The sequence below is a fragment of the Planobispora longispora genome (assembly GCF_016863135.1).
Lineage (GTDB): Bacteria > Actinomycetota > Actinomycetes > Streptosporangiales > Streptosporangiaceae > Planobispora > Planobispora longispora.
In genome coordinates this window covers 25,887-39,372 of record NZ_BOOH01000076.1, presented here as the reverse complement: position 1 = coordinate 39,372, position 13,486 = coordinate 25,887, and the positions used below count along the sequence as shown (strand labels likewise).

Below are 13,486 nucleotides of genomic sequence, written 5' to 3'. Positions count from 1 at the left end.
GTCGTGACGAGCCTTCCTCGGCGCTCGACCACGACCGGCGGAGAGATCACCGGCTCATCGGCGGGCGGCTTGTAGGTCGTCACAGGGCCCTCCCGGTGACCGGCGCGTCGTCGCGGCCGATCTGCGAACGCACGTGGATGGCTGGATTCACTCCGACTCCCGGAGGCGAGGATCACCGCAGCCCCGTCGTGCTGCCTGCCGTGCTGCGTGGCGCTAGATACTCCGGCATATCACGGCGAACCCATTCAGGGAACCGGTGAGCGGGAAACGGGGAAGCCCGCTGGATACGGGGAATCCGGCCGGCCGCCGTCCCCCTGGCCGTCGTCGCCACGGTCTCCGTCGGCCGCTGCCGCCACCACCCCCGTACGCCGTACGGCCCGCACCCCGGGCAGAGGATGCGGGCCGTACGGCGACGCGGGGCCGTTCGCGGGCTCAGCCCTTCTTGCCCATCGTCTGACGGATCACGTCGCGGACCCGGTCCATCATCGCCACCGGCGTGCCGAGCAGCAGGTTCTTGGTCGCCGACTCCACACCCGCGTGCGGGTGGGTCGGGGCCATCGCCGCGGCCGCCTTCACCCCGGCCGCCATGGCCCGCCGCTCGGCGTCGGAGGCGTGGGCGCGCAGCTTCTGGAACTCGTAGCGCTCCTCGCTGCGGGCGTGGGCCTCCACCGCCGCGCGCAGCGCCAGCAGGTTCGTCATGAACTGCGGATCGTCGGGACCCGCCTGGTCCATGCGCGTGAGCAGCTCCTTGGCCTCGCGTTCCTCCGCCAGGCGGTCGTCGACCACCGCGTCCCCGCCCTCCAGCTTGAGGCGGGCGTACGGGTGCACGATCTCCTCCTCGACCGTCTCGTGGACCGCGAGCAGCCGCACCAGCCGCTGGAACGCCTCCGGCCGCTCACCCGGGGAGGCCTTCTCGACGTCGTCGAACATGTCCCTGATCATGGCGTGCTGCGCCAGCAGCAGGTCGACGACGTCGGTCTCCTCCATGGTCTCGGGGCGGGGGTAGGTCTTGGGCATGGCGCTCTCCCTTCGCGTTCTTTCGGGCACGCCTGCCCTACCCCCGCCCGGCGGGCGAACACCCCGCCCCCGCGGGCGAACGCCTCCGCCCGGCGATCGGATGCCGCGCCGCAGCCCGGCTGTTTCACCGTTCACATCACGGGCATTCCATCGCACATGTTCCAGCTGGACAACACGCTCATCCTCCTGTTCCAGGGCTATGCCTGGCTGCCCGGGCTGCGGCGGCGCGCCTCCGGCGAGGTCGTGCACACCCGGGTGGCGGGCCAGCGCGCCGTCGGACTGCGCGGGCCGGACGCGGTGCGCTTCTTCTACGACGAGGACCACATCGAGCGGCACACCGCGCTGCCCGGCCCCATCAAGAGCACGCTGTTCGGCCACGGGGCCGTGCACACCCTGGACGGCGCCGCCCACCGCGTGCGCAAGGCGATGTTCCTGTCGGTCCTGACCGGCGACGGCATCGGCGCCCTGGTCCGGCACACCACCGCGGCCTGGGACGAGGCGGCCGCCTCCTGGGGGGACGGGCGGCGCGTGGTGCTCTTCGACGAGGCCGCCGAGATCCTGGCCCGGGGCGTGTGCCGGTGGACCGGCATCCCCCTGGCCGGCGCCGAGGCGCCGGCCCTGGCCTCCGACCTGGTGGCCATGGTCGACGGTTTCGCCACCCCCGGGCCGCGGCACTGGCGGGCCCGGTCCGCCCGCGCGCGCCGCGAGGCGTGGCTGGGCCGCCTCGTGCGGGACGTGCGCGACGGCGTGGCCACCGCTCCCGCGGGCTCGGCGCTCGACGTCGTCGCCCACCACCGCGACGCCGACGGCGAACTGCTCGATCCGCACACGGCGGCGGTGGAGCTGCTCAACATCATCCGGCCGACCACGGCCGTGTGCTGGTTCGTCTCGTTCGCCGCCCACGCCCTGCACCGCTGGCCGCGGCACCGCGCGCCGCTGCGCGAGGGCGACGACGCCTTCGCCGAGGCGTTCACCCACGAGGTCCGTCGCTTCTACCCGTTCGCCCCGTTCCTCGGCGGGCGGGCGGTCAGGGAGCTGACCTGGCGCGGGGAGACGATCCCCGCCGGAAGCCTGGTGCTGCTCGACGTCTACGGCCAGCACCACGACCCCTCCCTCTGGGAGGATCCCTACGCCTTCGACCCGCGACGGTTCATCGGCCGCGACATCGGCGCCTACGAGCTGATCCCGCAGGGCGGCGGCGCCCCGGACACCGGCCACCGCTGCCCCGGCGAGGCCGTCGTCATCGCGCTGCTGAAGGCCCTGAGCACGCGGCTGGCCCGGCTGGACTACGACGTCCCGCGGCAGGACCTGACCATCTCCCTGCGGCGTGTCCCCGCCCGCCCGGCCGACGGCTTCGTGCTGACCGGCGCCCGGCCCGTCGTGACGGACTCCGGAGCGCCGCGCCACGCGTCCGCCGCAGCGCCTCCGCCGGGATGAGCCGGCCGTTCCCGGCGACATGGCATGCCGGACAGCCCGGCGCCGGCCCGCCGGGGTTATCGTTGGACGCACATCACCCCGTACGGACAGCCCGCACCGACCGCGGTCGGCATCCGGGCCTCGAGCCGACCTCGGTGGAGAGACCATGACGACACCCGGTGCCGACCATGTCGACGACAGCGCCGACATCGATCTGAACGACCTGCTGCCCGAGCCGGACGATCGGCTGACCTGGAACGACGCCGACGACTACGACTGGACGCGGTGAGAGGCGGGCGCGACCGCGGAAGGGCGCGACCACGGCACGGTGGACTCACGGCAGGACGCGATCACGGCACGGTGGACGGAGCCTCCGTCCACCAGCGCACCGCCGCGCTCGCCACCTGCGGCGGCACCTCGTGGCCGCCGTCGAACTCCTGGTAAGTGACCGGGTACCCGCTTTCCCGCAGCAGGGGGACGAGGCGGCGGCTGCACGAGCCGATCGGCAGCACGCGGTCGCCGGTGCCGTGTGAGACGAAGAACCGCGGACGGCCGTGGCGGACCACCGGCGCCATGAATCCCGGGGAGAAGGCCAGGACGGCGCGGAACAGGTCGCCGTTGGCCACTCCCAGCGAGAGCGCGTAGGAGGCCCCGTCGGAGAACCCCGCCACGGCCACGTGGTCCGCGGCGACCGCCGTGCGCGCGAACACCTCCTCCAGGGCGGCGTCGAGCCGGGCCACGTCGGGGCCGTACCCGCCCACGATCACGTCCCAGGTGGACGCGACGGACTGCGGCGCCAGCAGCAGGAGTCCGGCGGCGTCGGAGTGCGGGGACAGCCAGCCGAGCGCCTGCTCGGCGGTGCCGGCCGCGCCGTGGAGCACCACGGCCAGGCGGAACGGCCCGTCCCCCGAGACCGCGGGCACGCGCAGCAGCGCCTGCCCGTCCAGCCGGTGGGTGCCGGGCTCGGCCGTCGCGGGATTCGCGGCCGGCCGGGCGGCGAGCCGGCCGTGCCGCGCCCCCTCTTCCGGCCGGGGGTGGGGAAGGGATCTCTCTGGAGCTGACACTGCGGCCACCTCCTGCCATGTCGTCCGTTTCAGATACTTCTCCCATGCCCGAAGGCGGGCAGCCGAAGAGCACCCGGAGTCACGATCGGGTGCGATCGCGGGGTTCCCCCTCCGGCGCGGGCGGTGACGGCTCGGTCGCCGCCCGCGCCGTGCCCGTCAGCTCAGCCCGGCGAAGACCGGGGGCGTCCGGTCCCTCCAGGGCATGGCCTGCTCCAGCTGGGCGGCGACCTGGAACAGCAGATCCTCACGCCCGTGGGCGGCGGCGATCTGCACCCCGATCGGCAGCCCGCTCTCGCTCCACCCCAGCGGCAGGCTGATCGCGGGCTGGCCGGTGACGTTGAACACCACCGTGAACGGCCCGTAGCCGTACAGCGACTCCAGCCAACTGGTCAGGGTGTGGCCGGGGTCGTCCTGCCGCAGGGTGCCGTGCGGCGCCGGGAGACGGCCCAGCGTCGGGGTGACGAGCAGGTCGTACTCGGTGAGGAACGCGCTCACCGAGCGGGTCACCCGGTTCTGCGCGTTGAAGGCGGCCATCATGTCCATCGCCGTGTACTCCCTGGCCGCTTTCAGGAACTGCCTGGAGACGGCCTCCATCATGGCCGGGTCGGGCTCCCGGGGAGCCAGCAGCAGGGTGGAGGAGATCGCCACCCCCTCCAGCACCCAGCTCTGCATGACCGCGTCCCAGTCGACGCGCGGGCTGTCCGCGGAGACGAGGTGGCCGGCCCGCTCCAGCACGTGACCGGTCCGCACCGCCGCCGCGGCCACCTCGGCGTCCACCGGCGTCCCGGGCCACGCCTCGGTGGTCACCGCGACCCTCAGCCGTCCGGGGCCGGCCTCGATCTCCTCGGCGTACGGACGGCGCGGGGGCGGCGCGGTGTACTTGTCGCCGACCCCCGGCCCGCAGACGGCGTCCAGCAGGTGGGCGGCGTCGCGGACGGTGCGCGTGAGCGCGAACTCATAGGCCATGCCCAGCATGGGCTCTCCCAGGTCGGGCCCGCAGGTGACGCGGCCCCGGCTCGGCTTGAGCCCGACCAGGCCGCAGCAGGAGGCCGGGACGCGGATGGAGCCGGCTCCGTCGCTGGCGTGCGCGACGGGCACGGCCCCGGCGGCGACCAGGGCGGCGGCGCCGCCGCTGGACCCTCCCGCCCCCCGGTCCAGGTCCCACGGGTTGCGGGCCGGGCCGAATCTGACCGGTTCGGTGGAGAAGCTGACGCACATCTCCGGCGAGGTGGTGAGGCCCAGAGTGACCAGGCCCGCGGCCCGGAAGCGGGCCATCAGATCGGTGTCGTGGTCCGCGACGATGCCGGGCAGGCTCCGGCTGCCGAGGAAGAACGGCACCCCCGCCGCCACCGGCCCGTGGTCCTTGATCAGGAACGGCACCCCGGCGAACGGCCCGTCCTCCGCGCGGTCGAGCGCCGGGGTGAACACCGGCAGCGCCAGGCCGTTCACCCGCTCGTTCGTCACGGCCAGGGCCTGCCTGGCGGCGGCCTCGACCTCGCCGGCGGTGACGTCGCCCGCCCCGATCAGCGTCCGGAGGCCGACGGCGTCGTACTTCGCGTACTCGTGGATTTCCATGAAAGTCCTTCTCCGGGCGTCCTCGACGCCCGCACATCGATCACAGGGGATCCTGCGGCGGATCCGCTCGTCAGTTGAGGCGGCGCGCGACAGGCCGTCAGGGCTGGGCGCCGCGAAGAGAAGCAGGCTGAACGAGGCGACGGTCGCTTCACCGGGTCAGCGGCCCGGGACACCATCGCCCAGCGATCGAGGTGGTTCTACGCTCGGTACATCACGGCCCATGCTGCCGGACGCCGGGCGGGGACGTCCACGGATTTCGAGCCCGTACGGTTTCCGGCCCCGCCCCGGATCCGGCGATGACCTCCACCGGCCCGGCTCCCCTTCACCGAGATACGGCTTGAAACGTTTTATCATCTCCGGGACCCCTGGACCTCCCTCCGGATGACGCCATCGATCTGGGCATTTGAGACACTGCGTTAAAACGTTTTATATTCGCTCTGAGCAACTGCCCGGGGAACGGAGCCATCAGCATGAGTCATCTGGACCAAGCGACCCGCGACGGCGTCAAGCGGGCGCTGAGGGAACAGCGGATCGAGACGCCGTCCTGGGCGTACGCCAACTCGGGGACCCGGTTCAAGGTGTTCGCCCAGCAGGGGGTGCCCCGCGACCCGTACGAGAAGATCGCCGACGCGGCCGTCGTCCACCGGCTGACCGGGGTGGCCCCGACCGTGGCGCTGCACATCCCGTGGGACCGCGTGGACGACTACGCCGACCTGGCGAAGTACGCCTCCGACCAGGGTGTGGCGCTGGGCGCGATCAACTCCAACGTCTTCCAGGACGACGACTACAAGCTGGGGTCGGTCACCAACCCGGACCCGCGGGTGCGCCGCAAGGCGATCGACCACCTGCTGGAGTGCGTCGGCATCATGGACGCCACCGGCTCGCGGGACCTGAAGCTGTGGTTCTCCGACGGCACCAACTACCCCGGCCAGGACGACATCCGGGCCCGCCAGGACCGGCTGGCCGAGGCGCTGTCGGAGGTGTACGGCCGCCTCGGCGGGGAGCAGCGGATGCTGCTGGAGTACAAGCTGTTCGAGCCGGCCTTCTACACCACCGACGTGCCGGACTGGGGCACCGCCTACGCGCACTGCCTGGAGCTGGGCCCCAGGGCGCAGGTCGTCATCGACACCGGGCACCACGCGCCGGGCACCAACATCGAGTTCATCGTGGCGTTCCTGCTCCGGCAGGGCAGGCTCGGCGCGTTCGACTTCAACTCCCGCTTCTACGCCGACGACGACCTCATGGTCGGCTCGGCCGACCCGTTCCAGCTCTTCCGGATCATGCACGAGATCGTGCGGGCCGACGCGCTGCGGCCGGAGTACGGCATCGCGTTCATGCTCGACCAGTGCCACAACATCGAGCCGAAGATCCCGGCGATCATCCGCTCGGTGATGAACGTGCAGGAGGCCACCGCCAAGGCGCTGCTCGTCGACGGAACCGCCCTGGCCGCCGCCCAGCGGGCGGGCGACGTGCTCGGCGCCAACGCCGTCCTGATGGACGCCTACGCCGCCGACGTGCGGCCGCTCCTGGCCGAGCTCCGCGCCGACCTCGGCCTCGACCCCGACCCGATCGCCGCCTACCGGCGCTCCGGCTACCTCGAGAAGATCACCGCCGAGCGCGTCGGCGGGCAGCAGGCCGGGTGGGGCGCCTGACCGGCGTCTCCTCCCCTCCCGCGTCACCGGCACCTACGTCAGGAAGACTGATCATGAACAACCCCGCAGTGCGCGACCTGCTGGCCCGGAGCAACCGGCTCGGCGCCGACCCGCGCACCACCAACTACGCCGGCGGCAACACCTCCGCCAAGGGCGAGGCCCTCGACCCCGTCACCGGCGCCCCGGCCCAGCTGCTCTGGGTCAAGGGCTCCGGCGGCGACCTGGGCACGCTGACCGAGCAGGGCCTGGCCGTGCTCCGCCTGGACCGGCTGCGCGCGCTCGTGGACGTCTACCCGGGGGTGGAGCGCGAGGACGAGATGGTCGCCGCGTTCGACTACTGCCTGCACGGCCGGGGCGGCGCCGCGCCCAGCATCGACACCGCCATGCACGGCCTGGTGGAGGCCGCGCACGTCGACCACCTCCACCCCGACTCCGGCATCGCCGTCGCCACCGCCGCCGACGGCCCCGCGCTCACCAAGGAGATCTTCGGCGAGCGGGTCGTGTGGGTGCCCTGGCGGCGCCCCGGCTTCCAGCTCGGCCTGGACATCGCCGCCGTCCAGCGGGCCAACCCGCAGGCCGTCGGCGTCGTCCTCGGCGGGCACGGCATCACCGCCTGGGGCGCGACCAGCGAGGAGTGCGAGCGCAACTCGCTGGAGATCATCCGTACGGCCGAGCGGTACATCGCCGAGCACGGCCGGCCCGAGCCGTTCGGCCCGGTCGTGTACGAGACGCCGCCCGAGGCCGAGCGGCGCGAGCGGGCCGCCGCGCTCTTCCCGGTCCTGCGCGGCCTGGCCTCGACCGACCGCCCGCAGGTCGGCCACTACACCGACGCCGACGTCGTGCTCGACTTCGTCTCCCGCGCCGAGCACCCCCGGCTGGCCGCGCTCGGCACCTCCTGCCCGGACCACTTCCTGCGCACCAAGGTCCGGCCGATGGTGGTGGACCTGCCGCCCGGCGCGCCGCTGGAGGACGTGATCGCCCGCGTCAGGGAGCTGCACGCCGCCTACCGCGAGGACTACCGCGCCTACTACGAGCGGCACGCCCTGCCCGACAGCCCGCCGATGCGCGGAGCCGACCCGGCCATCGTGCTCGTGCCCGGCGTCGGCATGTTCAGCTTCGGCGCCGACAAGCAGACCGCCCGGGTGGCGGGCGAGTTCTACGTCAACGCGATCAACGTGATGCGCGGGGCGGAGGCCGTCTCGGCGTACGCGCCGATCGACGAGGCGGAGAAGTTCCGCATCGAGTACTGGGCGCTGGAGGAGGCCAAGCTCCAGCGCATGCCCAGGCCCAAGCCGCTGGCCACCCGGATCGCCCTGGTCACCGGCGCCGGCTCCGGCATCGGCCGGGCGACCGCCCTCCGGCTGGCCGCCGAGGGCGCCCGCGTCGTGGTGGCCGACCGCGACGCCGGGGCCGCCGCGAAGGTCGCCGCCGAGATCGGCGGGCCCGACGCGGCGATCGCCACCGCGGCCGACGTGACCGACGCCGAGGCGGTGGCCCGGGCGGTGCGCGAGGCGGTGCTGGCGTTCGGCGGGGTGGACCTGGTGGTCAACAACGCCGGTCTGTCGATCTCCAAGCCGCTCCTGGAGACCAGCGAGACCGACTGGGACATCCAGCACGACGTCATGGCCAAGGGCTCCTTCCTCGTCTCCCGCGAGACGGCCCGGGTGATGATCGCCCAGGGCATGGGCGGCGACATCGTCTACATCTCCAGCAAGAACTCCCTGTTCGCCGGGCCCAACAACGTCGCGTACGGCGCCGCCAAGGCCGACCAGGCCCACCAGGTGCGGCTGCTCGCCGCCGAGCTCGGCGAGCACGGCGTCCGCGTCAACGGCGTCAACCCCGACGGCGTGGTCCGCGGCTCCGGGATCTTCGCCGGCGGCTGGGGCGCCCGGCGCGCGGCCGTGTACGGCGTGCCCGAGGAGAAGCTGGGCGAGTTCTACGCCCAGCGCACCCTGCTCAAGCGGGAGGTGCTGCCCGAGCACGTCGCCAACGCCGTGTTCGTGCTGACCGGCGGGGAGCTGTCGCACACCACCGGCCTGCACGTCCCGGTCGACGCCGGCGTCGCCGCGGCGTTCCTGCGATGACGGCGACGAGAGCGCGGGCGACGATGACGACGGTGGCGGCGGTGGCGGCGTCCCCCGGCACGACGGGGGTGGCGCCGTGGCGGAAGTGACGAAGACCGCGGCCGCCTCCGGCGACCTCGCCGTCGCGGCGGTCGACCTCGGCGCGGCCAGCGGCCGCGTCATGGTCGGCCGCCTCGGCCCCGGCCGCCTCGACCTGACCGAGGCGCACCGCTTCGCCAACGAGCCGGTGCGCCTGGGCGCCACCCTGCACTGGGACGTCCTGGCGCTGTACGCGGGCGTGCTGCGGGGCCTGCGCGCGGCCGGGCCGGTCGCCAGTGTCGGCATCGACTCCTGGGCGGTCGACTACGGGCTGCTGGACGCCTCCGGCGCGCTGCTGGGCAACCCGGTGCACTACCGCGACGCCCGCACCGACGGCCTCGCCGACCGGGTGGCCGACGATCTCGGCCGCGAGCGCCTGTACGGCGTCACGGGCCTGCAGCACCTGCCCTTCAACACCCTCTACCAGGTGGCCTCCGCCGTGGGCACGCCCCAGTACGGACTCGCCCACCGGCTGCTGCTCATCCCCGACCTGCTCGCCTACTGGCTCACCGGGGAGGTCGGCGCGGAGGTCACCAACGCCTCCACCACCCAGCTGTACGACCTGAACCGCCGCGCCTGGGCGACCGAGCTGATGACCGAGGCGGGCATCCGGCCGGAGCTGTTCCCGCCGCTGCGCGAGCCCGGCGCCCGGATCGGCCCGGTCCTGCCCGCGACCGACCTGCCCGGCCATCCGGACGTGGTGGCCGTCGCCTCGCACGACACCGCCTCGGCCGTCGTCGCGGTGCCCGCCTCCGGGCCGGACTTCGCCTACATCTCCTGCGGCACCTGGTCCCTGGTCGGCGTCGAGCTGGACCGGCCGGTGCTGGGCGAGGCGAGCCGGCGGGCCAACTTCACCAACGAGACCGGCGTCGACGGCACGATCCGCTATCTGCGCAACGTGATGGGGCTCTGGCTGCTGCAGGAGTCCCTGCGCGCGTGGGGCGAGACGGACCTGCCCGGTCTGCTGCGCCGGGCCGCCGACCGGCCCGCGTTCGCGTCGGTGATCGACGTGGACGACGCGGTGTTCCTGCCGCCCGGGGACATGCCCGCCCGCATCGCCGACGCCTGCCGGGCCACCGGCCAGCCCGTGCCGGAGAGCCCGGCCGCCGTCGTGCGGTGCGTCCTGGACAGCCTCGCTCTGGCGCACCGCCGGGCCGTACGGCAGGCGCAGGAGCTGTCCGGCCGGCACGTCGACGCCGTGCACGTCGTCGGCGGCGGCGCCCGCAACGCGCTGCTGTGCCAGCTGACCGCCGACGCCTGCGGCCTGCCCGTGGTGGCCGGGCCGGTGGAGGCCACCGCGCTCGGCAACGTGCTCGTCCAGGCCCGCGCCGCCGGGGTCGCCGGTCCCGGCCTGCCGGAGCTGCGGACGCTGGTCCGCGAGACCCAGGATCTCGTGCGGTACGAGCCGCGCGGCGACGCGCGGGCGTGGGCGGCGGCCGAAGCACGTCTGGGCGGGGAGGGCTGACCGTGCGCATCGCGTTGTTCGTCACCTGCCTGGCCGACACGCTGTTCCCGGAGGCGGCCAAGGCCACGGTCCGGCTGCTGGAGCGGCTGGGCCACGAGGTGGTCTTCCCCGCCGGGCAGACCTGCTGCGGGCAGATGCACGTCAACACCGGCTACCAGGCCGAGGCGCTGAAGCTGGTCCGGCGGCACGTGCGGGTGTTCGACCCGTACGACGTGATCGTGACGCCGTCGGGCTCGTGCGCCGGATCGGTGCGGCACCAGCACGCGACGGTGGCCCGCCGGGCGGGCGACGAGCGCCTGGCCGAGGAGGCCGGGCAGGTCGGGCGGCGCACCTACGAGCTGTCCGAGCTGCTGGTGGACGTGCTCGGGGTGACCGACGTGGGCGCCTACTACCCGCACCGGGTCACCTACCATCCGACCTGCCACTCGCTGCGCATGGTCGGGGTGGGAGACCGGCCGCTCCGGCTGCTGCGCGCCGTACGCGGCCTGGAGCTGGTGGAGCTGCCCGAGGCCGGGCAGTGCTGCGGCTTCGGCGGCACCTTCGCGGTGAAGAACGCCGACGTCTCCACCGCCATGCTCGCCGACAAGATGCGCCACGTGCTGGCCACCGGCGCCGAGGTGTGCACCGCGGGGGACGCCTCGTGCCTGATGCACATCGGCGGCGGGCTGTCGCGGCTGCGCACCGGGGTGCGCACCGTGCACCTGGCCGAGATCCTGGCGTCCACCGAGACCGGCGGGACCGCCGCGGCTCCCGGGATCACGACCGCCGGGAACTCGTCCGGCCCGGCGCACACCGGGGAGAAGCCATGACAGTCGTCAGCCCGCACCGGGAGAACGCCATGAGACCTGCGACCCGCCCCCGGAGGATGTCGTGACGGCGGCACGGCGTACCTTCCTGGGCATGCCCGCGCTCGCCCCGCGCGGGGTGGGACACCTGCGCGGGGAGGAGCCGTTCCCGGCGGCGGCCCGCCGGGCGCTGGCCGACACCCAGCTCCGCCGCAACCTCGGGCACGCCACCGCGACGATCCGCGCGAAGTCCGGCGCGGTCATCGGCGAGGTGCCCGACTGGCAGGAGCTGCGCGCGGCGGGCAGCGCCGTCAAGGCCGCCGCCATGGCCCGTCTGCCGGAGTTGCTGGAGCAGCTGGAGGCCGCCGTCACGGCGGCCGGCGGCACGGTGCACTGGGCGGCCGACGCCGCCGAGGCCAACCGGATCGTCACCGGGCTGGTCCGCGCCACCGGCCAGGACCGGGTCATCAAGGTCAAGTCGATGGCCACCCAGGAGATCGGCCTCAACGAGGCCCTGGAGGAGGCCGGGATCACCCCGGTCGAGACCGATCTGGCCGAGCTCATCGTCCAGCTCGGCGACGACCGGCCCAGCCACATCCTGGTCCCGGCCATCCACCGCAACCGGGCGGAGATCCGGGAGATCTTCCTGCGGGCGATGCCCGGCGTGGACCCCGCCCTCCGCGGCGAGCCCGCGGCGCTGGCCGGCGCCGCCCGCGCCTACCTGCGGCGCACCTTCCTGGAGACGAAGGTGGCGATCTCGGGGGCGAACTTCGCCGTCGCCGAGACCGGCACCCTGGCGGTGGTGGAGTCCGAGGGCAACGGGCGCATGTGCCTGACGCTGCCCGAGACCCTGATCACCGTGATGGGCATCGAGAAGGTGATCCCGTCCTGGCAGGACCTGGAGGTGTTCCTGCAGCTGCTGCCCCGGGCCTCGACCGGGGAGCGGATGAACCCCTACACCTCGATGTGGACCGGCGTCACCCCGGGCGACGGGCCGCAGTCCTTCCACCTGGTGCTGCTGGACAACGGCCGCACCGCCGTCCTGGCCGACGAGATCGGACGGCAGGCGCTGCACTGCATCCGCTGCTCGGCGTGCCTGAACGTCTGCCCGGTCTACGAGCGCACCGGCGGCCACGCCTACGGCTCGGTCTACCCCGGTCCCATCGGCGCGGTGCTGTCGCCGCAGCTGACCGGGGTGGAGGACAACGCGTCCCTGCCGTACGCCTCGTCGTTGTGCGGGGCGTGCTTCGACGCCTGCCCTGTGAAGATCGACATCCCGTCGATCCTGGTTCACCTGCGCGCCCGGCACGTGGAGGAGCAGCGGGAGCGGCGCAAGGTTCCCACCGCCGAGGCGGCCACGATGGCCGCGGCGGCCTACGTGATGGACCACCCGGGCCTGTACGCCGCCGCGCAGCGCGCCGCCCGCCTGAGCCGGCTGGCCGGGAGGCGCGGGCGCGGGCTGCCGCCGCCGCTGAGCGGCTGGACCGCGGCGCGGGACCTGCCCGAACCACCGCCGCAGACGTTCCGCGACTGGTGGGAGAAGCGAGGGAGCACCGATGAGCAGCCGTGAGACGGTCCTGGCCCGCATCCGCGCCGCCCTCGGCGGCGACGTCCCGCCCGCCGCCCCGTCCGGCACGGCGGAAGATTCGGACTCCGGCAGGGCGGCCGGCGCCGGACCCGACCGGATACCGCGTGACTACCGGCGCCACGGCGATCTGCCGCCCGGGGACGAGCGCCTGGTCGAGCTGCTGGCCGACCGGCTGACCGACTACCGCGCCCGCGTGCACCGTACCGGCACCGGAAACGTGAACGGCAGCGGGAACGGTGCTGATCGCACGGACGGCGGTGCCACCGCCGTCGCCGATGTCGTCGCCGCGATCCTCGCCGGGGTCGCGGAGCTCGCGGAGCTCGCGGAGCGGCCGTGCGTCGTGGTGCCGCCGGGGCTGCCGCCCGCGTGGCTGCCGGACGGCCTGGACGTGCTCCGGGACGAGGGCCTCGGCGCCGACCGGCTGTCGGCCGTGGACGGCGTGGTCACCGCGGCGGCGGTGGCCGTCGCCGAGACCGGCACGATCGTGCTGGACGGCTCCGCCGACCAGGGCCGACGGGTCATCACGCTCCTGCCCGACCTGCACATCTGCGTCATCCGTCCCGAGCAGGTGGTCGCCACCGTGCCCGAGGCCCTGGCCCGGCTGACCCCGGGCCGCCCGCTCACCTGGATCAGCGGGCCGTCGGCCACCAGCGACATCGAACTCGACCGCGTCGAAGGCGTCCACGGCCCCCGCAACCTGCACGTCGTCATCACGACCTGACCGCCGTCATCCGTACGGCCGCGCTTCCGTCCCGTGCCGCT

Annotated in this window: 11 protein-coding genes; 8 read left to right on the top strand and 3 right to left on the bottom strand. The window is 74.0% G+C overall.

The genetic code is table 11. The features are described from left to right. Window positions 1–432 precede the first annotated feature (432 nt). Window positions 433–1,017, bottom strand: a complete 585-nt coding sequence (locus Plo01_RS38885; protein WP_239317908.1) for a hemerythrin domain-containing protein — start codon at window positions 1,015–1,017, stop codon at window positions 433–435. 156 nt (window positions 1,018–1,173) lie between these two features. On the opposite strand from Plo01_RS38885, the gene Plo01_RS38880 reads away from it, so the two are divergent. Both Plo01_RS38880 and Plo01_RS41195 read left to right on the top strand, forming a co-directional pair. Further along, entirely contained in the window at window positions 1,174–2,454 is a 1,281-nt protein-coding gene (locus Plo01_RS38880) for a cytochrome P450 (RefSeq protein WP_203895812.1), read from the top strand. A gap of 145 nt (window positions 2,455–2,599) precedes the next feature. Beyond that, window positions 2,600–2,722: a hypothetical protein gene (locus Plo01_RS41195; RefSeq protein WP_275415461.1), complete on the top strand. Its 123-nt coding sequence runs from the start codon at window positions 2,600–2,602 to the stop codon at window positions 2,720–2,722. A 61-nt stretch (window positions 2,723–2,783) separates the two neighbouring features. Here the strand turns inward: Plo01_RS41195 and Plo01_RS38875 are convergent, their stop codons facing one another. Then, window positions 2,784–3,497 (bottom strand): alpha/beta hydrolase, encoded by a 714-nt coding sequence (locus tag Plo01_RS38875; RefSeq protein ID WP_203895811.1) that lies wholly within the window; start codon window positions 3,495–3,497, stop codon window positions 2,784–2,786. 156 nt (window positions 3,498–3,653) lie between these two features. Further along, window positions 3,654–5,072, bottom strand: coding sequence for an amidase (locus tag Plo01_RS38870; protein ID WP_203895810.1), 1,419 nt, complete (start codon window positions 5,070–5,072; stop codon window positions 3,654–3,656). A 470-nt stretch (window positions 5,073–5,542) separates the two neighbouring features. On the opposite strand from Plo01_RS38870, the gene rhaI reads away from it, so the two are divergent. The 6 genes from rhaI to Plo01_RS38840 all read left to right on the top strand — a co-directional run bounded on the left by rhaI (window position 5,543) and on the right by Plo01_RS38840 (window position 13,445). Beyond that, entirely contained in the window at window positions 5,543–6,724 is a 1,182-nt protein-coding gene (rhaI, locus tag Plo01_RS38865; RefSeq protein WP_203895809.1) for an L-rhamnose isomerase, read from the top strand. A 53-nt stretch (window positions 6,725–6,777) separates the two neighbouring features. Further along, window positions 6,778–8,808: a bifunctional aldolase/short-chain dehydrogenase gene (locus tag Plo01_RS38860; RefSeq protein WP_203895808.1), complete on the top strand. Its 2,031-nt coding sequence runs from the start codon at window positions 6,778–6,780 to the stop codon at window positions 8,806–8,808. A 160-nt stretch (window positions 8,809–8,968) separates the two neighbouring features. Beyond that, complete coding sequence (locus Plo01_RS38855; protein WP_203895817.1) at window positions 8,969–10,351, top strand: rhamnulokinase; 1,383 nt, start codon at window positions 8,969–8,971, stop codon at window positions 10,349–10,351. Window positions 10,352–10,353: 2 nt separating this feature from the next. Continuing rightward, a complete protein-coding gene (locus tag Plo01_RS38850; RefSeq protein WP_203895807.1) occupies window positions 10,354–11,160 on the top strand; it encodes a (Fe-S)-binding protein in 807 nt (268 codons plus the stop codon). A 91-nt stretch (window positions 11,161–11,251) separates the two neighbouring features. Further along, window positions 11,252–12,706, top strand: a complete 1,455-nt coding sequence (locus tag Plo01_RS38845) for a lactate utilization protein B (RefSeq protein WP_203895816.1) — start codon at window positions 11,252–11,254, stop codon at window positions 12,704–12,706. Continuing rightward, window positions 12,693–13,445, top strand: a complete 753-nt coding sequence (locus Plo01_RS38840) for a LutC/YkgG family protein (RefSeq protein WP_203895806.1) — start codon at window positions 12,693–12,695, stop codon at window positions 13,443–13,445. The genes Plo01_RS38845 and Plo01_RS38840 overlap by 14 nt, the downstream gene beginning before the upstream one ends. Window positions 13,446–13,486 lie beyond the last annotated feature (41 nt).